Origin of the sequence: Shewanella sp. Arc9-LZ, from assembly GCF_010092445.1 — a bacterium.
Taxonomy (GTDB): domain Bacteria; phylum Pseudomonadota; class Gammaproteobacteria; order Enterobacterales; family Shewanellaceae; genus Shewanella.
Genome location: NZ_CP048031.1, coordinates 4,236,428 through 4,261,931 on the forward strand (window position 1 = coordinate 4,236,428; position 25,504 = coordinate 4,261,931).

At 41.8% G+C, this 25,504-nt stretch carries 29 protein-coding genes; 14 read left to right on the forward strand and 15 right to left on the reverse strand.

Going from position 1 to position 25,504, the window contains the following annotated elements; translation table 11 throughout:
• Positions 1 to 49: 49 nt before the first annotated feature.
• A complete protein-coding gene (locus GUY17_RS18205) occupies positions 50 to 340 on the reverse strand; it encodes an ABC-type zinc uptake system zinc chaperone (protein WP_162023921.1) in 291 nt (96 codons plus the stop codon).
• 253 nt (positions 341 to 593) lie between these two features.
• Between GUY17_RS18205 and GUY17_RS21305 the strand changes: the two genes are divergently transcribed.
• A complete protein-coding gene (locus tag GUY17_RS21305) occupies positions 594 to 719 on the forward strand; it encodes a hypothetical protein (RefSeq protein WP_259395501.1) in 126 nt (41 codons plus the stop codon).
• Between the two features lie 5 nt (positions 720 to 724).
• Here GUY17_RS21305 and GUY17_RS18210 read toward each other — a convergent pair whose 3' ends face one another.
• Positions 725 to 1,054 (reverse strand): hypothetical protein, encoded by a 330-nt coding sequence (locus GUY17_RS18210; protein ID WP_101085137.1) that lies wholly within the window; start codon positions 1,052 to 1,054, stop codon positions 725 to 727.
• A 123-nt stretch (positions 1,055 to 1,177) separates the two neighbouring features.
• Between GUY17_RS18210 and GUY17_RS18215 the strand changes: the two genes are divergently transcribed.
• Positions 1,178 to 2,821, forward strand: coding sequence for a mechanosensitive ion channel family protein (locus tag GUY17_RS18215; RefSeq protein ID WP_101085136.1), 1,644 nt, complete (start codon positions 1,178 to 1,180; stop codon positions 2,819 to 2,821).
• Positions 2,822 to 2,902: 81 nt separating this feature from the next.
• Here GUY17_RS18215 and GUY17_RS18220 read toward each other — a convergent pair whose 3' ends face one another.
• Positions 2,903 to 3,769: a MaoC/PaaZ C-terminal domain-containing protein gene (locus GUY17_RS18220; protein ID WP_162023922.1), complete on the reverse strand. Its 867-nt coding sequence runs from the start codon at positions 3,767 to 3,769 to the stop codon at positions 2,903 to 2,905.
• Between the two features lie 268 nt (positions 3,770 to 4,037).
• On the opposite strand from GUY17_RS18220, the gene GUY17_RS18225 reads away from it, so the two are divergent.
• Complete coding sequence (locus tag GUY17_RS18225) at positions 4,038 to 4,811, forward strand: methyltransferase domain-containing protein (RefSeq protein WP_162023923.1); 774 nt, start codon at positions 4,038 to 4,040, stop codon at positions 4,809 to 4,811.
• A 91-nt stretch (positions 4,812 to 4,902) separates the two neighbouring features.
• On the opposite strand, the gene GUY17_RS18230 is transcribed toward GUY17_RS18225, so the two are convergent.
• On the reverse strand, positions 4,903 to 5,811 hold the full coding sequence (locus GUY17_RS18230; protein WP_101085134.1) for a TraB/GumN family protein: 909 nt from the start codon (positions 5,809 to 5,811) through the stop codon (positions 4,903 to 4,905).
• 52 nt (positions 5,812 to 5,863) lie between these two features.
• On the opposite strand from GUY17_RS18230, the gene GUY17_RS18235 reads away from it, so the two are divergent.
• Entirely contained in the window at positions 5,864 to 6,172 is a 309-nt protein-coding gene (locus tag GUY17_RS18235) for a prephenate dehydrogenase (protein ID WP_101085133.1), read from the forward strand.
• Positions 6,173 to 6,452: 280 nt separating this feature from the next.
• Positions 6,453 to 8,198, forward strand: a complete 1,746-nt coding sequence (locus tag GUY17_RS18240; RefSeq protein ID WP_162023924.1) for a GGDEF domain-containing protein — start codon at positions 6,453 to 6,455, stop codon at positions 8,196 to 8,198.
• Here the strand turns inward: GUY17_RS18240 and GUY17_RS18245 are convergent.
• Both GUY17_RS18245 and GUY17_RS18250 read right to left on the reverse strand, forming a co-directional pair.
• Positions 8,193 to 8,717: a DUF3016 domain-containing protein gene (locus GUY17_RS18245; protein WP_162023925.1), complete on the reverse strand. Its 525-nt coding sequence runs from the start codon at positions 8,715 to 8,717 to the stop codon at positions 8,193 to 8,195. The two genes, GUY17_RS18240 and GUY17_RS18245, sit on opposite strands and share 6 nt — an antisense overlap.
• Before the next feature lie 221 nt (positions 8,718 to 8,938).
• Positions 8,939 to 9,448 carry a DUF4240 domain-containing protein gene (locus tag GUY17_RS18250; RefSeq protein ID WP_101085130.1) on the reverse strand — a complete coding sequence of 170 codons (510 nt, stop codon included), beginning with the start codon at positions 9,446 to 9,448 and terminating at the stop codon, positions 8,939 to 8,941.
• 66 nt (positions 9,449 to 9,514) lie between these two features.
• Here GUY17_RS18250 and GUY17_RS18255 point away from each other — a divergent pair, with 66 nt between their 5' ends.
• From GUY17_RS18255 to GUY17_RS21120, 5 genes are all read left to right on the forward strand, one after another.
• Complete coding sequence (locus tag GUY17_RS18255; RefSeq protein WP_242445080.1) at positions 9,515 to 9,913, forward strand: hypothetical protein; 399 nt, start codon at positions 9,515 to 9,517, stop codon at positions 9,911 to 9,913.
• 122 nt (positions 9,914 to 10,035) lie between these two features.
• Complete coding sequence (locus tag GUY17_RS18260) at positions 10,036 to 10,833, forward strand: response regulator (RefSeq protein ID WP_011638949.1); 798 nt, start codon at positions 10,036 to 10,038, stop codon at positions 10,831 to 10,833.
• Positions 10,834 to 10,988: 155 nt separating this feature from the next.
• Positions 10,989 to 11,261 carry an HU family DNA-binding protein gene (locus GUY17_RS18265; protein WP_011638950.1) on the forward strand — a complete coding sequence of 91 codons (273 nt, stop codon included), beginning with the start codon at positions 10,989 to 10,991 and terminating at the stop codon, positions 11,259 to 11,261.
• A gap of 402 nt (positions 11,262 to 11,663) precedes the next feature.
• The gene (locus GUY17_RS18270; protein WP_059745699.1) at positions 11,664 to 12,350 is read left to right on the forward strand and encodes a TorF family putative porin; all 687 of its coding nucleotides are present in this window, start codon (positions 11,664 to 11,666) and stop codon (positions 12,348 to 12,350) included.
• 384 nt (positions 12,351 to 12,734) lie between these two features.
• Complete coding sequence (locus tag GUY17_RS21120; protein ID WP_011638952.1) at positions 12,735 to 12,911, forward strand: PA3496 family putative envelope integrity protein; 177 nt, start codon at positions 12,735 to 12,737, stop codon at positions 12,909 to 12,911.
• 84 nt (positions 12,912 to 12,995) lie between these two features.
• On the opposite strand, the gene GUY17_RS18275 is transcribed toward GUY17_RS21120, so the two are convergent.
• Complete coding sequence (locus GUY17_RS18275) at positions 12,996 to 13,973, reverse strand: PDC sensor domain-containing protein (protein ID WP_101085127.1); 978 nt, start codon at positions 13,971 to 13,973, stop codon at positions 12,996 to 12,998.
• A 233-nt stretch (positions 13,974 to 14,206) separates the two neighbouring features.
• Here GUY17_RS18275 and GUY17_RS18280 point away from each other — a divergent pair, with 233 nt between their 5' ends.
• From GUY17_RS18280 to GUY17_RS18295, 4 genes are all read left to right on the forward strand, one after another.
• Entirely contained in the window at positions 14,207 to 15,559 is a 1,353-nt protein-coding gene (locus GUY17_RS18280; protein ID WP_162023926.1) for a flavohemoglobin expression-modulating QEGLA motif protein, read from the forward strand.
• A 139-nt stretch (positions 15,560 to 15,698) separates the two neighbouring features.
• Positions 15,699 to 16,670, forward strand: a complete 972-nt coding sequence (locus GUY17_RS18285; RefSeq protein WP_101085125.1) for an HlyD family secretion protein — start codon at positions 15,699 to 15,701, stop codon at positions 16,668 to 16,670.
• Positions 16,667 to 17,638, forward strand: a complete 972-nt coding sequence (locus GUY17_RS18290; protein WP_162023927.1) for an ABC transporter ATP-binding protein — start codon at positions 16,667 to 16,669, stop codon at positions 17,636 to 17,638. Before GUY17_RS18285 ends, GUY17_RS18290 begins: the two co-directional genes overlap by 4 nt.
• An 11-nt stretch (positions 17,639 to 17,649) precedes the next feature.
• Positions 17,650 to 18,759, forward strand: a complete 1,110-nt coding sequence (locus tag GUY17_RS18295; protein ID WP_101085123.1) for an ABC transporter permease — start codon at positions 17,650 to 17,652, stop codon at positions 18,757 to 18,759.
• 44 nt (positions 18,760 to 18,803) lie between these two features.
• Here GUY17_RS18295 and GUY17_RS18300 read toward each other — a convergent pair whose 3' ends face one another.
• From GUY17_RS18300 to metF, 8 genes are all read right to left on the reverse strand, one after another.
• Positions 18,804 to 19,202, reverse strand: coding sequence for a hypothetical protein (locus tag GUY17_RS18300; RefSeq protein ID WP_254439832.1), 399 nt, complete (start codon positions 19,200 to 19,202; stop codon positions 18,804 to 18,806).
• Positions 19,203 to 19,413: 211 nt separating this feature from the next.
• Positions 19,414 to 20,778, reverse strand: coding sequence for a sodium:alanine symporter family protein (locus GUY17_RS18305; protein ID WP_162023928.1), 1,365 nt, complete (start codon positions 20,776 to 20,778; stop codon positions 19,414 to 19,416).
• Between the two features lie 204 nt (positions 20,779 to 20,982).
• Complete coding sequence (locus GUY17_RS18310; protein ID WP_162023929.1) at positions 20,983 to 21,516, reverse strand: SRPBCC family protein; 534 nt, start codon at positions 21,514 to 21,516, stop codon at positions 20,983 to 20,985.
• Between the two features lie 228 nt (positions 21,517 to 21,744).
• On the reverse strand, positions 21,745 to 22,110 hold the full coding sequence (locus GUY17_RS18315) for a cupin domain-containing protein (RefSeq protein WP_162023930.1): 366 nt from the start codon (positions 22,108 to 22,110) through the stop codon (positions 21,745 to 21,747).
• Positions 22,111 to 22,176: 66 nt separating this feature from the next.
• On the reverse strand, positions 22,177 to 22,473 hold the full coding sequence (locus tag GUY17_RS18320) for a cysteine-rich CWC family protein (protein WP_162023931.1): 297 nt from the start codon (positions 22,471 to 22,473) through the stop codon (positions 22,177 to 22,179).
• A gap of 179 nt (positions 22,474 to 22,652) precedes the next feature.
• On the reverse strand, positions 22,653 to 23,771 hold the full coding sequence (locus GUY17_RS18325; RefSeq protein WP_254439833.1) for a c-type cytochrome: 1,119 nt from the start codon (positions 23,769 to 23,771) through the stop codon (positions 22,653 to 22,655).
• 10 nt (positions 23,772 to 23,781) lie between these two features.
• Positions 23,782 to 24,369 carry a c-type cytochrome gene (locus GUY17_RS18330; RefSeq protein WP_243756329.1) on the reverse strand — a complete coding sequence of 196 codons (588 nt, stop codon included), beginning with the start codon at positions 24,367 to 24,369 and terminating at the stop codon, positions 23,782 to 23,784.
• A gap of 214 nt (positions 24,370 to 24,583) precedes the next feature.
• A complete protein-coding gene (gene metF / locus GUY17_RS18335) occupies positions 24,584 to 25,468 on the reverse strand; it encodes a methylenetetrahydrofolate reductase (RefSeq protein WP_011638965.1) in 885 nt (294 codons plus the stop codon).
• Positions 25,469 to 25,504 lie beyond the last annotated feature (36 nt).

A 25,504-nucleotide genomic window follows, 5' to 3' on the forward strand; every position in this document is an offset into this window, starting at 1 on the left:
TTTAGAATAAACCGACAGATAACGGAAAATAAATCATTACAATGTTGGACTAACGAGATACAGGTGGGGCACGACTTTGATAGTAGGCTTGGAATACGCTAAGTAAAAAAGGCAGCGTATAGTGTTGGCGTTCGAACATTTGCTTAGAAACGGCAAAAACTAAATTGGAAGAGTGAAGCGTTTTATTAAGCTGATGCTGATGGAAACACAAGGTACAATGATTTTGTACACCGTCATCAAGATGTTTAACTGAGTGTGCAGACGCAGCAACAGACAACACAATCAAAATGGCACTGAGCCAGATTGCGATAGTTTGTCTTATTTTGATGCGGGAACTCACCAGCACAACTCCATCAGGTTAATAAAAGTGAGCGTTAGTGTAAAAGACCGTAGCTGAAAAGCAACCCTTAGATTGTGACAATTCATGACAACCCATTCACAACGACGCTCATTAGCAACTAATATTAACCACTACTAATAACAACTACCAATAACAACTAATAGGTGACTAAGTCGTTATTTTTAAGATAGCCTTAAGCTATGACCCATACCATAACGAATGTGTAAAACATCATCATTACAGGACAAACACCATGGCACAATTTATTAAAGAAAACATTGGCATCATTTTAGTCATGATCATTGTTGGGGTTGTCGTGTTAGGCGGGATTTACTATGTTGAAGCATCACTAGAAAGCCAAGTTATTGAAGTTAATTAACAAGCTTATTTCGCACTAGTCTCTGCACTAGGATCATTTTCAGGTGCTTCAATCAGCTGTAAATGGTCCATAATATGCGACAAACCAACCATAATAACGGCCAAAATAATCAATGGAGTAGTGATAACGGTTACACCCTCAACAAAATAACCTACTGCAGCAGCAACAACCCCACCATAGAAACCTACTATTTTAACAACTGATAAATATTTATTATGCCCAAGCCATGCTGCACAATGAGGGCATTGAACTTCTACGGACAAACCTTTCCCGCGACTGTCTTTCACCTTCGCAATTGAAAAAGATTTATAGCAATGAGCACATTGCAGCGACATGATAATTTCCTCAGTTCAATAATGGCGGCAGTGTAACAAATTAACCAACCAATTACTGTACTTGGCTCCTATAGGATTTTTCCACTATCATAGCCGCAACTCAGAGCCAAAGGACCACTTTCCATGCTACGGATTTTACTTACGTTATTATTATTCACCTCGGCAGTGTTTATGACGCCATCTCTTCGTGCAGAACAAGATGCAGTGGTACCGATTGTTGCCACTAGCCAGCTAACCGATACCCAGACTCAAATAAGTCGCTTACAACAAACGATCGAGCAAGATACCAAGTTACTATTTAAAGCAAAAGGTGAACTACGTGCATTTACTGAATATCGCATTAAAAACAAATCGTCTGAATTACGCGACATAATTGGTCAACTCATTGCAACACCCGACGCTGACCAGCAATATCTAGTCACTTTAGTGCAAAGCCAAATGGCCTTTTTAGAGAATGTCAGTGCATACTTAAACGACCACATTATGACCATGCGTCTTGGATTAAGCCAAGATGATGACAATAAGAGCATCTTAGCCATTTCACAACGCGAATTTGAACGCGACCATTATCTCAAGGCACAATTAACCACTCTGCAGTGGGCAGAAACACTGAATATAGATGTGAGTGTCCAAAAGCAAAAATTGACCGAGTTTATGCTCAATAGAGCCGATCAGTTCGATAGTTTAGTGCATTACACTCAAGATGAATTACAAAAAGCCGTTGCAGAAGCCGCTGATGCAGGTGCAGATATCACCAGCGAACAAAAAGCTGATGTGGTGGCACTAAAAGAACGCTTGGAGCAAAGCAGCTCTAGCTTAGCGGTTTCAGCGGGAATACTCGAAACATTAGGCCAGAACGTGGCACCATTTAAACAAACATTGTTTAGTGTTTCTGGTGATATCACCCAAGATGTATTGAATTTTAGCGTCGCGTCTAACCTGCTACAGGGTTGGGGTAAAGTCATTAAAGATCAGACGATTAATAATGGGCCCAGTTTAACCTTTAAGATTTTAGTGTTTCTATTCATATTATTTGCCGCAAGTTTAGTCGCCAAAATTGTCACTCAAATTATCTCTAAAACGGTACGAGCATCAAAATTACAATTTAGCCAATTACTGCAAGACTTCTTTATATCTTTGTCCAGTAAACTAGTGTTTGCCCTAGGATTATTGATAGCCTTATCACAGCTCGGATTTGAGCTTGGGCCGTTACTCGCAGGTTTTGGTATTGCGGGAGTCATTATTGGTTTTGCACTGCAAGATACCCTGTCTAACTTCGCCTCTGGCATGATGATCTTAATCTACCGCCCATTTGATGTCGGCGACTTAATCAATGCCGCTAATGTTACCGGTCGCGTCAGCCACATGAGCCTAGTATCAACAACAATCAAAACGCTAGATAACCAACGTCTTATTGTTCCAAACAATAAAATCTGGGGCGATACCATTAACAACATCACCGCAGAGCATCAGCGTCGGGTAGACATGACCTTTGGCATTAGCTACAGCGACAATGTTGAACATGCAGAAACCATATTAAAAAGTATTGTAGAACAACATCCTAAGGTGCAAGCGCATCCAGAACCGATAGTCAAACTCCACACATTGGGCGAATCGTCAGTCGACTTTATTGTAAGGCCTTGGGTTAAACCCGATGATTACTGGGAAGTATACTGGGACATTACTCGCGCAGTGAAAATACGCTTTGATGCGGAAGGCATTAGTATTCCGTTCCCGCAACGCGATGTACACATATATCAAAAGTAAGCTTTGCGCTTAACAATAAAAAGGCTCAAGTCATCGACTTGAGCCTTTTTATTAATAGATAAAGTTAGCTAACCAAAGGGCTTATAAATAAGTGATGCTGCCCTGTAAATGCGGTCGGCGGCCTTTAACATCACGCATTTCAAAACGTTTACCATTTTCAATACTTTCAAACGCAAACGTCACTTCAGACGGCATAAATACTGGCAGTTTAAATTCAACATCAACTTGAAATGGTCGATCGCCAACAAACGTCATTAACTGAGACATCACCCGCGCTTTAGACCACATTCCATGCGCTAACACTCGCTCAAAACCAAAGCGTTTTGACAACAATGGATGTAAATGGATCAAGTTATAATCGCCAGAAGCTTTAGCATAGCGACGGCCTAAATCATCGGTTAAGCGCCATTGTTGAACGTTTTCCCATACCATACCTGATGCTTTAGGTGGACGAGCACGACGACCTGCAGACTCTATACGATATAAGTAAGTTGATAGCGCTTGCCAAACTAACTCTTCACCGACAAACACTTTAGACACCAAATCAAACTCAAGCCCAGCATCGGTCGTGCGACTTGTGGCTAACTCACACTGTACGATTAAGGTTTCATCTGCTCGCACTGGGCGTAATACACTAATACTATTTTTTAAATGGAGCATGCCAAGTAACGGAAATGTCACCGCTTTATGCGTAAAAATCATCGCATGTAAACGAAACGCCCAAACATACAAATACGTTGGCGGTAAAGTCATACCGTCATATTCAAAACTGCACACAGCAGCATATTGGCTAATTTTATCTTGCGACAACACCACATTCGACGCTTGTACATAAATATTCGGAAGCGGTTGTTGGTTCCATCCCGGTTTACGTCCAAACAGGATTTTGCGATACAAAGACAAAAGCGAAGGCATCGCTTTTAATTCGATAGCGTAGTCGTGACTCAAAATGTTGTACCCTAGGTAGGCAGCAAAAAGCATGTGCTGCAAAACGGTTAATAGATGATTATACCTTAGACTCCTGCCGTTGCTAAACCGCTAATTACTTTTTGCGTTTAAAACAGTATGTCGCGACAACATATATTGATGCCATCAACTCACAAACTCTCGACACAATGGTTGTGACGACTCGCTTACTACAACTAATTTACCTTTACCTTTTTCAATCCAAAATGAGATAATTATCCGACTTAACTGACCTAACGCAGCCGATACAGTGCAAGACAAAAACTTTGATAAACTCAGCCAAAAATTTGCCCAAAATATTTACGGTACCACTAAAGGTGAAATCCGTGCTGCTGTATTATGGCGCGACTTAGTTCCGGCTTTAGCCAGCCTTGGCAAACCAAGATTACGTATTTTAGATGCCGGTGGCGGTTTTGGTTATTTGAGTCAAAAACTGGCAGCTTTAGGCCATGATGTCGTGCTATGTGATATTTCTGAGCAAATGCTTGCCCTAGCACAGCAACAGATTGAAGCGGCAAATACAGCATTATCGATACAGTTAATCCACAGCCCAATACAAGCATTAACCGTTGAAGAGTATGGTCAATTTGATGTCATTCTCTGCCATGCGGTAGCTGAATGGTTAATTGATGCCCGCAGCACCTTGCAAGGTTTACTGGCATTATTAAAGCCTAATGGTTTATTTTCTCTGATGTTTTTTAATAAAGAAGCTTTACGGTTTCATAGCTTAATATCAGGTAATTTTGACTATGTTAACCGTGATTTCAACGTCAAAAAGAAGGTCGGATTAACCCCGACCCACCCGCTGTATATTGAAGATGTCCGCACTTGGTTTAGCCAATGGCAACTGTCGATGGTGAGTCAGTCGGGCGTAAGAGTTATCAATGACTACTTGAAACATAATCTGCCACCTGGCTTTGATAAACATCAACTGATTGAGATGGAGTTGGCTTATTCTCAACAAGAACCTTATTTGTCGCTTGGGCGCTACATTCACTTTGTAGGCCAATCGACTTCACAATAAACTCAGGCTTTAGTATCTTATTTTCAACAACTTATTTTCAATAACTTACTTTCAATAACTTACCTTTCGAATAACTGGCACCACATCGACATTAACACTGTAAAAAGCTACAGCGAGTAATCGTTGCTCCTTGCTGTTTTAGTAGGTCAGGAATAGCTTGCTGTCCGACAATATGGCCAGCGCCCACCACGATAAATAATTGTTTGTGGGTTTTACTTTGTAACAACTGGATGATTTTTTGCGCCATCGTGTGATTACGTTGCCACAACAGCTTTTCGAGTAATTCATCAGCATCGCCCGCTTGCGATTCCATAATTTTTGCTAGAGCATTACTATCGCCTTGGCGCCAAGCGTAGATTAAATCAAGCATTTCAGCATCGCTAGCGTTAATCGAATCATCTAGCATTTGCAGCTGAGTCGCAGTTGAAAATGATGAAATTAATTCGAATTGAAACTGAATGCTTTCCAGCTCAACCAAAGCTTTACCACTGCGATTTGCCATAAAATAAGCGTCGACACCCTGTTCTGCGCTGTAACCTAATTGCCCAAAACGCCCCATGCTAATTTGCGCTGACTGCAACCAAGGTGCATACGGAGCCAGTGCTTGGCATAAGGTTTGATGACTTTGACAATACTCTTGCCGAGTCGCATTAACGTCTGCGGCAATATCTGCCGACAAACCACCATATTGTTGCAATAACGCCCCAGTATCGCCTTGGCTAATATCAGCTTCAACGACCAACGCATCCGATTGTTTAAATGCTGATTCAATATGTTGTGCTAATGGGTAAAAGTCTTGCCGACCAATATGAATGGAGCCCAATAAATACGCTTGCTGTTGCTGATACTCTATTTTATAGAATACCGGTGAATCCAACGCAGCTGCCGATGTCGATGTAAAACACAGCAGTAATGCAACTAAACCGTAGCAATTTCGTTGTAAGCGACCATAAATCAAATTGATATTGAAAATAAGCCGACTTTCTCTTGTTGCCTGCATACCAGCTCCTTATAATTAACGTTATTCTTTGCACATGCACTATGAGGCAATTATGCCGTACACCAATGTTTTTCTACAAATAAAAGAAAACCTGCAAGTCGCCTATAGACAAGCCATTGATTCAGATGCTCGCCTCGATGAGTTACGTAAAGAAGGCCACGGTAAGTTTGTGGCGATTTTTACGGAAGATCAAGGTTTTACAACTAGTAGTAATCGTTTCTTACCTTATGTACAAGAAATGGTTGCAGAATTTGATGCGATGCAGAACAGCACTCATGTTGCACCAGAGACACTTGAAGCCTTTGTCAAAAAGCTTGCGGCCTTACTACAAACACTACAAGTATTTAAACTCGCCAAGTAATCGCTATGCTCGCAGGGTCTGTTGATCTTTCTAAGTTGTTTTTGCAGCGAATTGTTAGTCATTTATATAAGGCAGAGGCTTTGTAGTGTAGTTATGCTACACAAAGAGCCGATAACGCAGTAGAAATGACTAACAAAGATCAACAGACACTAATACTTTCTTATTAGGAGCTTTCCATCATATGACATAATCTTGTCATATTTTCGCAATAGACTTGTCTCTCATTGGTAACAATACCGAACGCGATGCCGTTAGGTAATTAATTGAATGAGACCTACAGATGACGGCTTTACAGCTCGTAAGTGAACTTGACAACATCATCGAACAGCAATCTATCGATGCTGTATTTCAGCCGATTTTCAATGTTTCAACAAATCAATTACACGGTTATGAAGCGCTCAGTCGTGGTCCTAAAAATAGCCCGTTACACACCCCTTTCGCCTTATTTACTACCGCCGAAAAACAAAACTTATTAAGCGAACTTGAAACCTTATGTCGCAGTATTTCAATTAATGCATTTCACTCGCGCCAGCTTAATGGCAAGCTATTTATTAATATTTCACCAAAAGCATTACTCGATCCCAATCATCCAAAAGGCATGACATTACAGCTTATTAAACAATTGGGGATCAACCCGGCGGATGTGGTTATTGAATTGTCCGAACAATATCCTGCCGACGATATCGACTTGCTAAAGTCCTGTTTAAACCATTATCGCAATCAAGGGTTTTTAACCGCTATTGATGATTTAGGCGCCGGTTATTCTGGATTACGCTTGTGGTCTGAATTAGCACCAGATTATGTCAAAATTGACCGCCATTTTATTCATCAAATAGATACCACTGCGGTAAAACAAGAGTTTGTCCGCTCTATTGTCGATTTATGCCAGAACTTGACCTGTAAAGTGATCGCAGAAGGCATTGAAACCAATGAGGAACTCACCACCCTAAAACAATTAGGGGTAACCTATTGCCAAGGCTACTTTCTTGGACGACCAGCGCTCCATCCAAACCAGCAATTTAGCAGTGAACTGAGCACTCCCATGGCTCAACCTAATTCTCGTTATTGTGAAACAGCTGAAAGTTTATGCACCAACGCCATAAAAGCATCTCCCAGCACACAACTAAAAAAAATCAGTCAGACTTTTTCTGAACAACCAGCATTACAAGCCATTGTGGTAACCGAAAATAACAAGCCATTAGGTATCGTCAATCGCAGCACATTACTCGAGCTATTCAGCACACCTTATGGCCGTGCATTACACGAAAACCGGCCTGCGAAAATGGCAATGGACACCAAGGTATTACACATTGATGCCAACGAACCGCTTACCCATGTCAGCAAATTACTCACCTCTGACTCAGTCAACACGGTAGCGCAACAGTTCATTATTTTGCGTAATCAGCAGTTGATTGGCATTGGCCATACTAAAGATTTATTACAACGTATTACTGAACATAGAATAAAAATGGCGCGACACGCAAACCCTCTCACCAATTTGCCGGGGAACGTGCCAATACAAGAAGAGCTAAAACGCTTAAGGCTACAAAAAAAATCTTACTATCTTGCCTATTTAGATTTAAGTCACTTTAAGCCCTACAACGATATTTATGGTTTTTGGCGTGGGGATGAAGTCATTCAGTTAGTCGCAAACTTGTTGCTGCCTTATCAAAATGAACATTGTTTTGTTGGCCATATTGGTGGAGACGATTTTGTTATGATAAGCATGCAAGACGACACGCTAGCCAACTGCCAAACAATTATTGAACGGTTTGAGCAACAGAAAATGAGTTTTTATAATAGCGATCACTGGCTGGCGCAAACAATGCAAGCCCAAGACAGACAGGGGCTGCAATTCCAATACCCTTTGGTTTCATTATCCATTGGGGTTTTACCACCATTGGTGACCCAACAAGCAACAGAGTATCAAATATCAACGTTAAGCGCCCAAGCCAAAAAGCAGGCAAAAATCGCTTCAAATGGATTTTACCTGCATGAAAAACAATCAACAATGCTTAGCTTATAATTTGGGAGCTACCGTTTTTTGTAACCAATCATCAAATAAGTTGGTTTCATATTGAAACGGTCTGTTATTGAAATTACGCGTATTGTTCATAAAACTCATGTCGATAATTTTTTCATCTCCAACAATAATGACTTTGTCACCTTCATTTACACTGTAGCTAAACGTCGCTCTGGGTGGATATAAATCTTTTACAATACGTAAATCACCTGGCGTAGCCCCAAATGTTGGTCGCATGTCTCCAGCTAAATCAAAGTTAGTCACTTGCATTTGCAAAGTCTGCCCTGGCTTAAGGATTTTTTCAGCCTGTTTATTGATGTTTTTGGTTAAGGTTTCAAATAAACGGTTTTCAAAGCGCGACTGAAGTTCATTTGAGGTTTTAATATCACGAAAATCTTTTGGATTTTGCCACTCAATTTTAACCAGCCCCACTTCGGTAACAGGGTTCGCTTCTGGCGCATCTTCGGCCATGGCAACTTGGCATACCAATACCGGAGCAAGTAGTAAATATTTTACGTTCATAATAGACCTCCAAAGGGGTTAAGGCGCTTACAACACAACCGCTTCATACTGTAAGTTAAACAATCAATCCAGCACGTCATGTTTAACGTTTGTCTAAACTGTTGTGGTCATATTGCAATGCGGATAATCGTCATTAAATTGAATGTTAGCCATCTAGCCAGCATCATATGTAATAACTATAGACCTGTTAAGCTGAACCAACGCTTAACAGTTTCATCCCACTAAAAAGGAAATCGTGCGCTCAATAAAGGATAGGTTTGACGCATCACTTTTGGCTTGGTGCTGAATTTTTTACCCACTGGTGTATTCTGGCCTGATGGCATAAACGGCAACTCATCCCCATTACGGTCTTCGTAAATTTTACCTGCAATTAAATCGTAGTCTTCAACAAACGGGTAAGCATAATCATCCACTAACGGCCATTGTGCTAACTCACCCAAGCAGTCAGGATTAGCAATAACCTTGTCATACCATTGCTGACCTAACGACAGTAAAAAACATCTAAACTCAGCAAAGGCATAGTCAGAATCGCAACCAGTAATGATGTATGCAGCGCCCCAAACTGACCATAAATAACTACGGCGTAATTGCTGGCCTAACATTTTATCAAATGTCTTTAGCGCTTCATCATCCAAGAGTTGCAATTGTTCGCGTAAACGCAATTCAAGATCAGCAGAAGACTGCTCTGGTTGATCTCGTGTTACCAGCGCCCAAAAATGTGTTTCTGTCATCAAAATGTATCCATCGCTCTATTTTGTGAGATATTCTACCTCAAATTTTCCAGCTAGATGATCAATATGAACCAAAACACAGCCCCCCGAATGCCAATTAGAGTCATGCTTCTTATCTCACTGTATGTTGTACTCACTATTATTGCTATTTGGCGCGCAACAACATATCAAGCATATGATTTATTAACACTGGGAGTGATACCGGTATTCATTGGTTTAATCAGACGTGCTGCATGGACAAAAGTACTGTTGATTAGCTACGTAGGCTTACAAACTCTCGGACTTACAGCTATCACCACAACAGCAATCATTGCCTATCAAATCACCCCTGATGACGTAAAACTTGTGTTTCAAGGTTATGACATACCACTGATCCCACTGTGGTTGTTACTGTTGAGCGTGGTGGTATTTCAATGGTGGGTTGGATTGTCTAACGTGACGAGAGACTATCTCGTTAAAAAGTAAGCATAAGACACTATTACTCTGGTTTGACTGCCATCCTTAGGGCATTTTTAGTGTACAATTCGCTCATGCGCGCAACATTAAAACAACAAAATAATAATAAATATATCTGTGGAACGTGAATTATGACTAGTTTATCCCCAAGTGAATTATCCATCCTATTACTTGAGCCGTCAGAGACTCAACGTAAAATTATCATTACGCGTCTTCAGCAAGAAGGGGTGAGCAGCATTCAAACTGCCGCAACGATTGCGGAAGCCAAAACGATTATTCAACGCCATAAACCCGACTTAATCGCCAGTGCACTGCATTTTGTCGATGGTGAAGCCACAGAGCTACTGCAATACATCAAAAGCACTCCAGCGTTAAATGATATTCAATTTATGCTGGTGTCCAGTGAGTGTCGCCGTGAACAGCTCGAAATCTTTAGGCAATCAGGTGTTGTCGCCATTTTGCCTAAGCCATTTAATGCTGAGCACTTAGCGACGGCACTTAATTCGACCATTGATTTACTCAGCCACGACGAGTTGGATTTAAGCCACTTTGACGTGCATAACATCAGGGTATTAGTCGTTGATGATAGCCGAATGGCGCGTAATGTGATTAAACGCACTATTGGTAACTTAGGGATGCAACTGATTACTGAAGCGGTTGACGGTGAGCAGGCTATCAACCTAATGAAAGAAAACATGTATGACTTAGTGATAACAGACTACAACATGCCTTCGGTGGATGGTCTTGCATTAACGCAATATATCCGTAATCACAGTCAACAATCACATATCCCCATTCTAATGGTATCGTCAGAAGCCAATGACACCCACCTAAGTAATGTATTTAGTGCTGGAGTTAACGCCTTATGTGATAAGCCTTTCGAACCACAGTTAGTAAAGAAAATTCTTTACCAACTGCTAGAAGAATAACCACAGAGCCAAAAAAGACATTATTTGTACTGATTTTGCTCTAAAACCATTACAGATACTGAATTTATGGGATAAAGTGCTTTTAAACCAGCATGGCTTGTGGCATGTTATTCATGTTTTAAAAAACACTTCTATGGAAAGCAGAGAATATCAATATGAACAAAAGTGAATTAATTGCAAAAATCGCTGAGAATGCGGAACTAACTAAAGCTGAAGCTGGCCGCGCACTAAAATCTTTCGAAGAAGCGGTAACTGAAGCCATGAAAAATGGTGATAAAATTTCTATTGTTGGTTTTGGTTCTTTTGAAACCACTCAACGTGCTGCTCGTACAGGCCGTAACCCACAAACTGGCAAAGAAATTCAAATCGCCGCAGCTACTGTGCCTAAGTTTAAAGCTGGTAAAACACTAAAAGATAGCGTTAATTAATTATTACGCTCAGTCTTTTTTTGATAGAAACCTCCTCTGTGGAGGTTTTTTATTGGTTATTTTTCAGCTTTGCTTAATCTGTTATCCAGATGCCTGAGTTACATGAACAATATAGATCACTTCAGAATCCCTTCTTTCGCACAGCTAAACGCTAAACGCTAAACGACTCAATATAAGCAAATACCTAAGCCCAAAGTATCATTGCACAATAAAAGTGCATTAGTGCATCATTTAGCGGCAACAAAAATGCAACAAGATGATCCAGTATTATATAACCCACTAATTTAAATAATAAAAAAATATTGGCATGCGATTCGCTAATTGATCTTCAGACAAACCAACATTGAGCTCATTTAATGACACATAAATGCCTCAGTGATAATAAAACTTTAAGGGATGAAGATGAAAAAATCACTATATCAAGCTATTGCATTATCAACAGGCTTATTACTAAGCGGCTCTGCCCTTGCTGAAGTCACTGGCAATATTGGCGCAACATCGAACTACTTATGGCGTGGCACCACGCAAACCAATAATGAAGCGGCCGTTCAAGGCGGCATTGACTATGCTCATGACTCTGGATTTTATGCTGGTACTTGGGTATCGAATGTCGATTTCGGTGATGAAACCAGCTACGAATTAGATCTTTATGGTGGTTATGGCGGTAACTTTACTGAAGACCTAACTTACGACATCAGCTACCTTTATTATGCTTACCCAGATGCTGGTGGCAGTATTGATTTTGGTGAAGTAGCCTTAGTACTTGGATGGAAATGGTTAGATGTGGGTTATTCTCAAGTGATCAACGCTGATTCTGATGTGTCAGGTGCAAGTGACGAAACAGATTGGAACTATATCCAAGCCAATGCCAGTTTCCCGTTAACAGAAAAGCTCAGCATTGCGTTCCACTACGGTTACTCACAAGGCGATGTCGTTGAAGATTTATTCGGCGACACCTATGCAGACTACAATGTCACATTAAGCGCTGAAACAGACCTAGGAACTGTCTCATTTATGGCCTCTGACACGGACTTACCGGACAATGATGCTAAAGTCGTTTTAGGCTACTCATATGGCTTTAGCCTATAACGAGTCAACCTATCGCATATGCGCTTTGCAGTATTGTTCATATCGACGCCACCTAGTTAAAGGTGGCGTTTTTTTATCTGTATTGAAAGCGGAGCATTATCTACGATCAGCACATCAGCACATCAGCACATCAGCACATCAGCACATCAGCACATCAGCACATCAGCACATCAGCACATCCAGAATAGTTGATCACAAGCATACTCTTCGCACAAGCTAATTTGTTTTACTAGCAAGAAAAACATTTACTGCTAAGCTCAAAGAGAAAGGTAAAAATAGCTGTCCAACTGAGGAAAAATATTTTACTTCCCTATTTAGGTTTTTTTAGTTAGAAAATGCTCATTGAATTAATACCACGCTTTTATTCAACATGAGGGTTTTGTTATGGCTAATCTTAGTGAAAGAGTGCCTGATGACACAGAAATGGACGCGATGACAACGCCTAGAAACGTTAAATCCGCAGAAACATTACAACATAAACGCCAAGTAAAACGCAGGTTAGAAGATTTCCTCGAACAAGCTCAATTACGTAAAGCGATTGGTGACGACGACTTTTTCTAAAAAATAGGGATAAACGCTAATGTCGTTTATCCCTGTCTATTTTAAGCGAGCGAACTTAAACACTATTAAGCGCTAATTAATCGCCTATTCACTCTTAGTTTGTACGCGCCTAGTGTGCTTACCGGCTTGTGTTTGTGTGAGTAGCAGCTCAGCTTTGGCCCCTAAGTACACATATATCCCTAACCCAACCAATAGCCCAACGACCGCCAACATCATCAGAATGGCTGGTTCAATATATTGCTTTTCTCCCAGCGACGCTTTAAACATGGTCAGCAAAGCTTCAATTGAAATCGCGATCAAAATGGTCGAAATAAACCGCGTAATCGTTCTTCGGGTCGAACTGTGGCGGAAGATATCTTTATGCATAAGCACTTCTTCTTCCAAAATGGTTTTACCCAAATCAAAAATAGCTAATGCCAATGTAAGAAAAATGATAATACCAAAGGGCTGTAGCGGATCATGGGTCGCAGATATTTGGCTAAATAAGGTATAAATATCGCGGATCACGGTCCACATAAGTACACTCACCAACACAAACAGACACAGTACAATTGCAGCATAAATGCTTTTAAAAAACGGTGACATTTTACGCCGAGCACTGTCGCCCATCATAAACTCGATTAATCGTGTTAGGTTGACATCAATAACCACAATAACCACTTGCCCAGAGGCCGATTTAATCATTTGTGATGCCGACAAACACAGCCCACCACCGGAGTTAGATAAATAAGGTCGAGTGATATGAACGGTGTCGATGGCAGTCAATTGAGTAAAATAAGGTCGCTGACTTCGGTCAGCATGATGACCGCAAGCCATTAGCTTAACTTGCTGATTAATGACACTGATATTAGGGCAAATCTGCATCCCTTGCTGATCAAGTAAATAAATGAGTTCCACAAAGGGATAACTAATCGCCATGTCTTCAAAAATTTTAGCTGAAATAGGCTGTTCGAATAGATTAATGTCTCCCACACCGATCAAAATCGATTCTAATAATTCGTGTACCAAGTGTTCATATTCATGGTAACGCTCAATCACACTTAAATAGCTCATCGCTGCCATAGGTTTTCCTTTTAATCAAGACTACTTTAGCTAAAGCAGTTTTAATGCCAAATAAATAACCTATAATTTTATAGACTTAAATAATATGACTAGAGGGGGTTGCGATATAAACTGATTTGTCGCACCAAAACAGTGCTACATTTGAGGTATTTTTTCATTGCCGTTTTGCGATCAACATCTGCTAATATAAGTGCTAATACTGCTTACAACATTCTCAAGATTAGGAAAAGACAATGTCTGACTCTTTATTGCGTTATCAACAAGATATTCGTCGTTTTTCTGATGAATTAATTCGCATCCAAGCACCGATTAAAATTTTGGATTCGATAAAATGGCCAAGACAAGTTGAAGATGACTTTTTAGCCAAACAAAGCAAAGAATTACCCAACGTCAGTAATGATTTCTATCAATCGATTCCTTTATCATTTAACGCAGATCAGACCCAGACCGACCTACAAGGGTTAAAAAGTGCCGTTGAGCGAGGTTTAGGCAAACGCGATAAGCTAGGTAAAATTTTACTGGCTAACATTGACCAATATCGAATAGTAATAGACATGCTGCATAACCGCGGCAAGCCAATGTTTGGTAAACTCAGCCAAGAATTGTACGGCAGTGCGAGCGACAAATTACATGGCGATCGTCATACGGTACGCCAACTGGGCGATCGCTTAAGCCATATATTTTCGCTGCCAGCAGCGCGTCACATGAGTAGCCGTCATCCTAAAATTGTGACCGCCCCAGAAGCGGTAACTATTCTTAGCGAACGCTTAGTGAAGTATTTTCATAACGATGAAATTCACGTTAAATTGAGCGATGGTATTGTCTCTGATGCGGCAGTAGGTGGCGATACCGTTAAGCTCAATACCCGCGCCATGTTCAGCGAATCGGATCTCAATGTATATGAAGTGCACGAAGGCTGGGTGCATGTGGGCACCACACTTAATGGTCGGGCGCAACCACATGCAACTTGGCTCAGTGTTGGTTCACCACGAGTGACAGCGTCGCAGGAAGGCTTAGCAGTGTTGATGGAAATGCTGACATTAAGCTCAAATCCAGGCCGTGCTCGTCGAATTAGCGATCGAGTATCTGCTGTCGACATGGCAGAACAAGGTGCCGACTTTATTGAAGTCTATCGATACTTTAGAAACCTCAACCTGAGTTCAAAAGACAGTTATCGTGTTACTCAACGGGTGTTTCGTGGTGGCATGGTTGGTGGTGGCAGCTTTTTCACTAAAGATATCTCCTACGTACGCGGTTATGTTGAAAACATTAACTTTATTCGTAGCGCCATCAGCACAGGTTTACCAGAACTAATCCCAATGCTGTTTTTGGGTAAATTAGCCATCGAAGACATTCCTGTTCTGTATCAAGCTTACCAAGAAGGCATTATTGCTCACCCTAAATATTTACCCCCAATGTTTGAAGACATTAGCGGTCTGTATGCTTGGTTTGGTTTTGCGTCTGGTATCGGCAATATCGACTTAAAAGGGGTGCAACGTCATTTTGCACGCCAATTCAAAAATGTTGTCCCGACTTCTGCTGTCGACTTATTTGAAGATTCAGAATTTGATAACAACTTCGAATAAAGAGTAAACAAAGGAAACTCGCTAAGTGTGGCATAGGTCACACTTAGCTGGCTTTACAAGTGCAGTCATCAAATAAGCTAATGCATTGTTACACGACAAGTTTGCTATAGTGTAATGACCACGATGGTTGAGACTTACTATGAAACACATTCTATTTTCAGCGTTATTTTCAACGTTATTCTCCAGCTTGATATTAATAAGTGGCTGCACCCCAGCCACCCCTTCACAAGCATTAGGTACCTTAGAGCGCGATCGAGTCATTCTTCGTTCAACCGCCGCAGAAATCATTACTGCACAACCCATTAAAAAAGGCATGCAAGTCAACGCCGGTGATTTATTAGTCCAATTTGATACCCAAAAACAAGCCGCGCGCTTAGCGGTAATGCAAGCCGAAGTGGTCAAAGCCCAAGCCTACTTACTAAAACTCACCAATGGCGAGCGCCCTGAAGATATCGCCAGTGCCAATTCGGCATTAAAAAGTGCTAACGCCGCCAAAATAGAAGCACAAAAGTCTTATCAACGCAGCGCGAGTTTATTATTAAAAAATCTAGTCAGTGAAGCAGAACGCGATCGTGCTTTAGCGCTTCGCGATCAAGCCAATGCAGAATATGACGCCGCCAACGATCGGCTAACCATATTAATCAAAGGTGTTCGCCAAGAAGATATTTTTCAAGCCCAAGCGGCACTCGATGCTGCCAATGCCAACCTACGTTACGAGCAGCAGGTTTACAGCGACTTAAGCATTCGTGCAACTCGCAGCGGTAAGCTAGATAACTTACCTTACAATGTAGGCGAACGCGTCCAACTGAGTGCAATCGTTGCAGTTATTCAAGCTGATGCAGCGCCCTACGCCAGAGTGTATATACCTGAACCCTATGCTGCCAAACTTCACATTGGCCAAACGTTGTCGGTCAGTGTAGATGGTATCGACGGCACATTTAACGGCACACTACGTTGGATAAGTACTGAACCAGCATTTACCCCCTACTACGCGCTGAATCAATCAGATCGGTCACGATTAGCTTTTCTAGCTGAAGTCAATTTAGACAGTTCGGCCAGCGAGCTACCTACGGGCATACCAGCCCAAGTTATATTGCCGACACAAAAATGACACCATCCGTAGACCCACAATGGGTAATTCAAGCTCATGGCCTCACCAAAAAATTTGGCGACTTTGCTGCGGTCGAGCAATTAGATTTATTGGTGCCGAAAGGCAACATTTATGGGTTTTTAGGCCCAAATGGCTGTGGTAAATCAACCACCATTAGAATGTTAACCGGTTTACTCACTCCCACCGAAGGCACCATCAATGTCATGGGGTTAGCCATCCCGGAGCAGGCTGAAGCATTACGCCATAACATTGGTTATATGACCCAAAAGTTTTCTCTCTACGATGACTTAACGGTTACAGAGAACCTGCAATTTATTGGCCGAATCTATGGTATCGACAGTAGCACCTGCAAAAAACGCATTGATCAGCTGCAAAGCACTTACAAGCTAAGCCAGTATCAACATCAACTGGCTGGCACCCTCAGCGGTGGACAAAGACAACGATTGGCCCTTGCCTGCGCCTGTTTAAATCAACCTAAGTTACTGTTTTTAGATGAACCCACCTCAGCCGTTGATCCACAAAACAGGCGTGACTTTTGGGAGCAACTGTTCGATTTATCTGAACAAGGCACCAGTATTTTAGTGACTACCCATTATATGGATGAGGCCGAACGCTGCCATAAAATTGCCATTATGGAAAAAGGCAGGATCAGAGCAGATGACACGCCAAAAGCATTAATGGATAACATCAATGCCCATGTGGTTGAAATCAACACCACTGATTTAAGGCTGTTAAAACAAGCATTAATCAGTCACGTTGAAGTAACCTCTGCGGCGCAGTTAGGCCATAGATTACGGGTCTTGGTCAGCAAACAAGTGGCAGATCCTATCTCTTGGCTACTGCATCAGTGCCAACAGCATAATCGCCCCGTTAACCTGCAAGATATTCACTTGGTTAGCGCTAATCTTGAAGACGTTTTTGTCAGTCATACTGGACAGCGTGTTCCAGCCTCCCATGAAGCAACATAAGGGCTAACAACATGCTGAACAGTATTCGCCATAGCTACATGCGCATTCACGCCATTACCGCTAAAGAAGTTAAGCAGCTTATGCGCGATCGAATTACCTTTGCTATGGTGATAATGATCCCGCTGATCCAGCTGTTGTTATTCGGCTATGCCATCAATACTGATGTACGGGCAATACCAGTCGCTATTGTTGATCAAAGTGACTCAGCAGCAGGGCGCTGGATAGTCGAGGCGGTAAAAGTCACCCAGGTAGTGGAAGTCACATCCTATCTCACCACTGCCGAGCAAGCTCAGGCTGCTATTCGCCGTGGCGACATTAAAGCGGCATTAATTTTACCGCCTACGTTGAACGAAAAAATCGCTCGCAATGAACCGATTGGCCAATGGATAGTCGATGGTTCAGACACCATGATTGCTGGCGCGATAAAGCAACTGCGAAACCTATCGCTCAACGATATTGTACCGGAGCAAACCAGCAGCCAATCTCGGTTTGAAGTTAGCTTGTTTTATAATCCGGAGCAGCGATCAGCGGTAAATATTGTTCCAGGTTTAATCGCCGTCATTCTGACCATGACCATGGTACTGTTTACTTCATCAGCCATCGTTCGTGAGCGTGAACGCGGTAATCTTGAATTATTAATCACCACTCCGATTAAACCAATAGAACTAATGATTGGAAAAATATTACCCTACATCGTCATCGGCTTAGTGCAAATGACCATTATTTTGGGCTTGGGCAATATTATTTTTGCAGTGCCCATCAATGGCGCTATCAGTCATTTATTATTAGGCACTTTACTGTTTATTACCGCGAGTCTGACATTAGGGTTAATCATTTCCACTATTGCAAAAACCCAGCTACAAGCCATGCAAATGACCATTTTTGTATTATTACCGACCATATTACTCTCTGGATTTATCACCCCATTAGAAGCCATGCCGACGGCAGCCAAATGGATTGCTGAAGCACTACCAGGGACCCATTTTATGCGGGTGATCCGAGCGATTGTGTTAAAAGGGGCGACGTTGGGTGAGTTAATTAGCGATGTGTTATGGCTGGTGGGTTTTACAGTCATTGGATTATGGATTGCAGCGATGCGATTCAGTAAACGATTAGATTAGCGCCTATTGCATGACTCCAATAGGCGCTAGAAAGATGGGTCTAGTTATAAGCCACGGTCGATGACATATGCCTCGCCGTTACACTCTAAATAAACAGCACAAGACGGGTAATTAACTTTGCCACATTGCTTCAACACAATGGCATTACCGCCTCGTTGAGTCACTTGTAATTTGAGTGACTTAGTCATTGAAGACAAACTTGGAAGATCATCTAACTTTTCAGGATCCGATGAATTTTCACAATATGACGTGGTCACATCGCCAAGAAACTGTGCTTTGAACCTAGACATTTCTGCTGAGGTATAGGTATCAACTCCAGCTATTGTGGCATTGCCTAGCGCAATTGTACCCGCATTGGTTCGCAGTGACAGGTTAGAGCAACCCGACACAAATACCATACTCAAGATAGCGACAACAGAGGCAGTAAAAAAAACGTGCTTCATAAAAAATCCTTTTAAAAAAGCATGTTTATCAATGTACTGATAAACATGCTTAGCTATTATTATTGTTGAATTATATTGCTCGGTGCCATTATCCGGCGATTGCTGAATGATTTAGCCAAGCGATTCAGCCAAACAAATTATCCGAACAAATTATCCGAACAAATTATCCGAACAATGCACCTGCACTATTTACCCACACGATTTACTCACTCTATGCTTTGGCTTTTAGTGCGCGTTGCTTGATAAAGTATTCACGGGTTAAGCCAAATACCACAGGGCTTAATAGCACTAACGCAATTAAGTTTGGAATTGCCATCATCGCATTCAACGTGTCGGCTAATAACCAAATAAACTCTAGCGAACTTACTGCACCCAAAGGCACAACCAAGGTCCAGATTAGACGAAATGGCTTAACCGCTTTGTCGCCCAATAAGTATTGAATACATTTTTCACTGTAAAAACTCCACCCTAAAATAGTGGTAAAGGCAAACACAGCCAATGCGATGGCCACAATATAATTACCCATGGGCAAAGCATGTGAAAATGCAAGAGAGGTTAATGCAGCGCCGTTTTCGCCAGATGTCCACGCACCAGAAACTACAATCGCCAAGCCCGTTATTGAACACACAATGAGCGTGTCAATAAACGTCCCTAACATGGCCACTAAACCTTGTTTCACTGGGTTATTAGTTTGCGCCGCCGCATGAGCAATTGGCGCACTCCCTAACCCCGCTTCATTTGAAAAGACACCACGTGCTACACCAAAACGAATCGCAGCCCATACCGCTGCACCCGCAAAACCACCTTGAGCTGCTACTGGGTTAAAGGCACTTTCAATAATCAACATAAAAGCAGCAGGCACTTCGTCTGCATATACAATCAATACCGCTAAACCTGCGGTAATATAAAATACCGTCATCAATGGCACTAACTTACCCGCCACTTCAGCAATACGTTTAATACCGCCCATGAGTACCGCACCCACTAGCACCATTAACACCACACCAGTAACCCAATTAGGTACACCAAAGTTACTGCTCATTGCATCAGCGACTGAGTTAGCTTGTACAGTATTACCAATACCAAAACCGGCAATAGATCCAAACAGAGCAAATGCAGTGCCTAACCAGGCCCATTTACTGCCTAAACCATTTTTGATGTAATACATCGGGCCGCCAACATGGTTTCCATTAGCATCGGTCTCACGATATTTTACCGCCAGTACAGCTTCCGAAAACTTAGTCGCCATACCCACGAGCGCCGTACACCACATCCAAAATAATGCCCCGGGTCCGCCAATAAAAATCGCCGTAGCCACACCAGCGATGTTACCCGTACCAATGGTGGCCGATAATGAAGTCATGAGAGCATTAAACGGACTGACATCACCTTTTTCACTTTCATCAGTAACCTGACGACCCGACCATAATAATTTAAAACCTCGATTCAGCTTTAAAATAGGCATAAATTTTAAGCCTATCGACAGAAACAGCCCGACCCCTAAAATCAAAATCAGCATGGGAACGCCCCATACTATACCGTTAATCATACTGACAAATTGCGTGACTGCTTCCATGTAAAAAACCTCATAATGAGTAATGACTTATGTCGAATATTATAATTATTAGATGTTTGGTTATTTTTATTATGGTTACGGTGGCCCAACTCCACTGCAACGATTGCATTTTTTAGATTACCCCGATTAAGTTAACCATGGCAAGTCACTGCATGAGCTAATGAATCATCTTCAAGATGATTCATTAGCTCATGCACATACAAATTATTTTTCGAGTACCACTTTCAATGACTCTAGACCTTGCTGTAAATCAGTACCTATCATGGTTTCAAAATCGATAAACAAAAACATTAAGTTAGTTGGATAAGCAAAATGGCCACTAAAACCCCAATCAACTTTAGTTTGATTAGCATTAACGGCTGTAGTGCTCATATAGGCAGGCTCGGTCGCTTCAAAGGGTGAAATAAACCGTAATTCAAAATCGATACGTTTACCTTCATCTATGGCAATAATTTCTTGCTCGCCAACACCTACATCTGGGTTTTCACTTGCCCAAGCAGACACAAAGCCTACTGTCGCATCGGTACCGCGGTAGGCTTTCACCATCTCGAGATCCATTTGCGCCCACTTACTAAAATTATCTTGGTTTTTTAGATGTTTAACGTAATCAAAAACCTCGGAGATCGGTTTATCTATGGTGATAGTACGAGTGACTGAATAGTCTTTTTGAACAAATAGGGCGACAACAAAAGGGATCGCAATAATAGTGGCGACAACAACGAGAATTTTTCTAAGCATTATTATTATCCTCAAGTATACATAGCGTTATATGTCCGTCTTTAAGGCTTAATTGCCAAAAAGTAATCTCCTCAGTATACCGACTAACAGCAGGCTAACAATAAAAATTAACATTGGGTTAACAACGACTTCTCATTAAACATCGTGCTGACGTCACACCAGCGGCTATTGCTTGAAATGCGATCGCATGAACAGAGGCCTGTCATAAATAACCAGAAAGGGTCTGCTTTATATCCACTGATCATTTAACGCAGTTCGATCGCTATCTATCTCACCCGTATTGACGACACCTCGAGGTTCGATAATCATGATCTTGCATTCTTTTTTCGCCATGGGTTTATGCTCAACCCCCTTAGGAATAACAAACATTTCCCCTGCCTGAAGCGTAATGTCCTTATCGCGAAAAGCGATCTGCAACGTTCCTTCCATTACAATAAACACTTCGTCAGTATCGGCATGTTCATGCCAAACAAACTCACCCTCGACTTTAACCAATTTAAATTGATAGTCATTCATTTCTGCAATTACACGAGGAGACCAATGCTGGTTGAACAAAGAGAACTTGTCATTAAAATTAATCACTTTCGTTGGCATAGAAACGCCCCTAATGAATGGTAATTATGATTATGATTATGGTTATAGTTATAGTTATGGCTATAGTTATGGTTTGAGTTCTGATTCAGATTTTGGTTCTGGTTCTGGTTCTGGTGAATAAGTTTCAACGGGGTCTATGTTGAATTGTTGCACCAATTTAGTCATACATGACTGACAAACACATTGGCCATTCGGCAAATCAACCAAAGTAGATGCGGCTTTGTACTGCTCAATAATCAATGGCATGTCTAACGTTTGCTTAGCACACCAGCATGCATCAATGGCTAATCCTTGCTCCATCGCACAACCGTTAGCTTGCTGGCAAAGTGGGCACGATTGTGCTGCTGAAGTAAATAATGTCATTGCCCAGCCTATATGGTGATGATGATGACTGAATATACTGACATTTAGCATCATGCTCAATAAGCGCTCTGCGTATTACATTTCTGAAAATGAATTAACAACCAATAAAAATACCCATTAAACGTTAACTTAATGGGTATAACTGACAAAGATTAATGGTTTAGACTAAGCAAATATGATTACTTTATATTATTTTTAAGCGGGAAAACCGGATACGAAGCCGTGCCCAAAACAGGCTTGCCGGCAACGGATTGGCCATAATATCCTTGGTGCTTATGATAGGTGGCTTGAGTCTTACTCACATCACCGTTAAAACGAGGATCTTGTGGCCGATCAAACGAATTAAGGTAAGCCGCTACATCCCAAGCTTGCTGAACCGTTAATTGCACGCTTTTACCTAACGGCATATTTTCATAAATAAAGTCAGCAGCTGTATTTACCCTATGCATGCCTGCGCCCCAATTATAGCTTTGAGCTCCCCATAATGGTGGTAATGCAGTAACACCAGCAATCACTTGTCCTTGGCCATCTTCACTATGACACACTTGGCAATGTGCTTGATAAACTACCTGACCACGTTCAGGAGAATAAGCCAGTTCAGGTTGAGGTGTTTTCGGATAGCCGCGCCCAGGAAGCTGGCTTAACGCTGCAGTATCCAAATGTTTAGCAATAGCTGCTGGCATTGGGAAATCATCCCGTTTACCGCCTTTAACCAACTCCACATCAGACAACTCAGGCACTGGGCCTGCAACCTTGTATTGATCCATTAATCCGCTCATGCCCAACCAGTAAGAATAGGCCGATATTGCCACAAGTTCAGGAGAGTTTGCCGCCGGAGCTTTACCGTTCATCGAATAGGTAAAACAACCTTGTATGCGCTCTTGAAAAGAGTTTACTTTATCGTTTTTCTTACGATAAGCAGGGTAAGCAAAGTATGCAGCCCATAAAGGCGACGAATTAGCTTGTCGTCCTGAATTCATATGGCAGTTAACACAATTGAGCTCATTGCCAACGTACTTGTCTCGTAGCTGTTGGGTGTTAACAAACAATTGATAACCTAACCGAACCTTGTCACCAAAATCCCCCTCGGGAATAGCAGTTAATGGTGCGGGTTGAAGATAAACAGCATCAACTTTTTTCTCCAGCGCAGGTAATGCAGCTTGGCGATCGGGTAGTGTCGTCGAAGACTCTGACGATTTTACCGCAGTAGGCTTAGCCGGAACTTCGGTCAATAATTCATCGGCCTGTAAAGGCAAGCTAAACAGAGCGCCAATGGTCAATAGCGATAATAATTTCATAGCCATGTCCTTATTTTATATTGGCAAAAAACTGAGATAACCCATCGATTTCGGCAGCCGTTAATTTCAGCGCAATATTGCCCATCATGTTATCAGCATCGCCTGTACGAGAGCCCTCTTGCCAGGCTAATAATTGGGTTTTAAGGTAACTGGCTTGCTGCCCCGCTAAACGAGGAAACTGCCCGCCACCCACGGCAGATGGACCATGGCAACTAACACATGCTGGAATGGTACGTGACCAGTCACCTTGAAAGGCTAATTTTTCGAACGGATCGCTAATACCAACCTTGTCACCGCGAAATTGGAGCGGAATGTCAGCAACAGGTTGCTGACTAAAATATTGCGCTACCACAGCAATATTGTCACCTTGCACCGTTGCAGCCATTGCTAACATGGTTGGATTTTGACGTTTACCTGCATGAAATAACGCAAGTTGATTGCTGATGTAATCGGCAGATAAGCCTGCTAAACGAGGGCCAATAATGTCGATACCTTGACCTTGTGCACCGTGGCAAGAAGTACATAGCTGAGCCGCAGCAGGAACCGGCAGTTGTGGGGAAGTTGTTTCTGCAGCTTCTGCGGTCATAACAGTTAGCATCGTTATGCCAGCCAATGCAGCGAGCTTGTAAAAGGATGTTTTCATCATCACACCTCTTTAGTCATTCGTTATTGGTTATTGGTTATTGGTTATTGTCTTACCACCATAGGCTAAATATATTCAAAAAAGAATACGGCAAACGTCGAATATTTAAACAAAAACCCCGTTAATGGAACCATTAACGGGGTTTAAATTGAGTGAATTTTACACTGTACTACTTTGGACGCACGCCTAATGTATGGCAAATGGCATACGTTAATTCTGCACGATTAAGGGTATAAAAATGGAAATCTTTAACACCTTCACGGGACAATACTTTCACCATATCAATAGCAACGTTGGCACCCACTAACTGACGTGTTGCAGGGTCGTCATCTAAACCTTCAAATTGACGATGTAACCAATGTGGAATAGCGACATTGGTCATGCCAGCAAAACGCTTAGTCTGTTTAAAGTTAGTCACAGGTAATATCCCTGGAATAATCTCAACATCTATACCAGCTGTAACGCAACGGTCGCGAAAACGTAAGTAAGATTCAACATCAAAGAAAAATTGAGTAATGGCGCGGTTAGCACCCGCATCAATCTTTTTCTTTAAGTTAATTAAATCAGCCTGCGCATTACGCGCATCAGGATGCACTTCAGGATACGCCGCTACCGAAATATCAAAGTCGGCCACTGAGCGCAGTAAACGCACTAAGTCATTGGCAAAGCGAGTTGGTTTTGGGCTACCGTCAGGTAAATCACCGCGCAATGCCACAATGTCTCTAATACCAGAATTCCAATAATGCTTTGCCAGCTCAACCAATTCTTCATCACTAGCATCAACCAAGGTTAAATGCGGCGCAGCGAGTAAATTGGTTTCTTTCTGGATACGTTCAATCACGCTATGAGTACGGTCACGTACACCAGAATTGGCACCGTATGTTACTGATACAAATTTAGGGTTCAATGGTTCTAAACGACGAATAGAATTCCACAAAATCTCTTCCATTGCTGGCGTTGATGGCGGAAAAAACTCAAAAGACACATTAATATCATTCAGCTCAGACAAGCTCTGATTTAACGACTGGGCATGTTGTGCATGATGAAAAGCCATAATGTATTCCTTTAACTTCTGTAACACTTAGGAGTC

Bases quoted from the DNA above. Each gene is read 5' to 3' on its own strand.
- GUY17_RS21305 (WP_259395501.1), top strand. From the start codon at position 594: ATGGCACAATTTATTAAAGAAAACATTGGCATCATTTTAGTCATGATC.
- GUY17_RS18210 (WP_101085137.1), bottom strand. From the start codon at position 1,054: ATGTCGCTGCAATGTGCTCATTGCTATAAATCTTTTTCAATTGCGAAG.
- GUY17_RS18215 (WP_101085136.1), top strand. From the start codon at position 1,178: ATGCTACGGATTTTACTTACGTTATTATTATTCACCTCGGCAGTGTTT.
- GUY17_RS18230 (WP_101085134.1), bottom strand. From the start codon at position 5,811: ATGCAGGCAACAAGAGAAAGTCGGCTTATTTTCAATATCAATTTGATT.
- GUY17_RS18235 (WP_101085133.1), top strand. From the start codon at position 5,864: ATGCCGTACACCAATGTTTTTCTACAAATAAAAGAAAACCTGCAAGTC.
- GUY17_RS18240 (WP_162023924.1), top strand. From the start codon at position 6,453: ATGACGGCTTTACAGCTCGTAAGTGAACTTGACAACATCATCGAACAG.
- GUY17_RS18245 (WP_162023925.1), bottom strand. From the start codon at position 8,717: ATGAACGTAAAATATTTACTACTTGCTCCGGTATTGGTATGCCAAGTT.
- GUY17_RS18250 (WP_101085130.1), bottom strand. From the start codon at position 9,448: ATGACAGAAACACATTTTTGGGCGCTGGTAACACGAGATCAACCAGAG.
- GUY17_RS18255 (WP_242445080.1), top strand. From the start codon at position 9,515: ATGAACCAAAACACAGCCCCCCGAATGCCAATTAGAGTCATGCTTCTT.
- GUY17_RS18260 (WP_011638949.1), top strand. From the start codon at position 10,036: ATGACTAGTTTATCCCCAAGTGAATTATCCATCCTATTACTTGAGCCG.
- GUY17_RS18265 (WP_011638950.1), top strand. From the start codon at position 10,989: ATGAACAAAAGTGAATTAATTGCAAAAATCGCTGAGAATGCGGAACTA.
- GUY17_RS18270 (WP_059745699.1), top strand. From the start codon at position 11,664: ATGAAAAAATCACTATATCAAGCTATTGCATTATCAACAGGCTTATTA.
- GUY17_RS21120 (WP_011638952.1), top strand. From the start codon at position 12,735: ATGGCTAATCTTAGTGAAAGAGTGCCTGATGACACAGAAATGGACGCG.
- GUY17_RS18275 (WP_101085127.1), bottom strand. From the start codon at position 13,973: ATGGCAGCGATGAGCTATTTAAGTGTGATTGAGCGTTACCATGAATAT.
- GUY17_RS18280 (WP_162023926.1), top strand. From the start codon at position 14,207: ATGTCTGACTCTTTATTGCGTTATCAACAAGATATTCGTCGTTTTTCT.
- GUY17_RS18285 (WP_101085125.1), top strand. From the start codon at position 15,699: ATGAAACACATTCTATTTTCAGCGTTATTTTCAACGTTATTCTCCAGC.
- GUY17_RS18290 (WP_162023927.1), top strand. From the start codon at position 16,667: ATGACACCATCCGTAGACCCACAATGGGTAATTCAAGCTCATGGCCTC.
- GUY17_RS18295 (WP_101085123.1), top strand. From the start codon at position 17,650: ATGCTGAACAGTATTCGCCATAGCTACATGCGCATTCACGCCATTACC.
- GUY17_RS18300 (WP_254439832.1), bottom strand. From the start codon at position 19,202: ATGAAGCACGTTTTTTTTACTGCCTCTGTTGTCGCTATCTTGAGTATG.
- GUY17_RS18305 (WP_162023928.1), bottom strand. From the start codon at position 20,778: ATGGAAGCAGTCACGCAATTTGTCAGTATGATTAACGGTATAGTATGG.
- GUY17_RS18310 (WP_162023929.1), bottom strand. From the start codon at position 21,516: ATGCTTAGAAAAATTCTCGTTGTTGTCGCCACTATTATTGCGATCCCT.
- GUY17_RS18315 (WP_162023930.1), bottom strand. From the start codon at position 22,110: ATGCCAACGAAAGTGATTAATTTTAATGACAAGTTCTCTTTGTTCAAC.
- GUY17_RS18320 (WP_162023931.1), bottom strand. From the start codon at position 22,473: ATGACATTATTTACTTCAGCAGCACAATCGTGCCCACTTTGCCAGCAA.
- GUY17_RS18325 (WP_254439833.1), bottom strand. From the start codon at position 23,771: ATGAAATTATTATCGCTATTGACCATTGGCGCTCTGTTTAGCTTGCCT.
- GUY17_RS18330 (WP_243756329.1), bottom strand. From the start codon at position 24,369: ATGCTAACTGTTATGACCGCAGAAGCTGCAGAAACAACTTCCCCACAA.
- metF (WP_011638965.1), bottom strand. From the start codon at position 25,468: ATGGCTTTTCATCATGCACAACATGCCCAGTCGTTAAATCAGAGCTTG.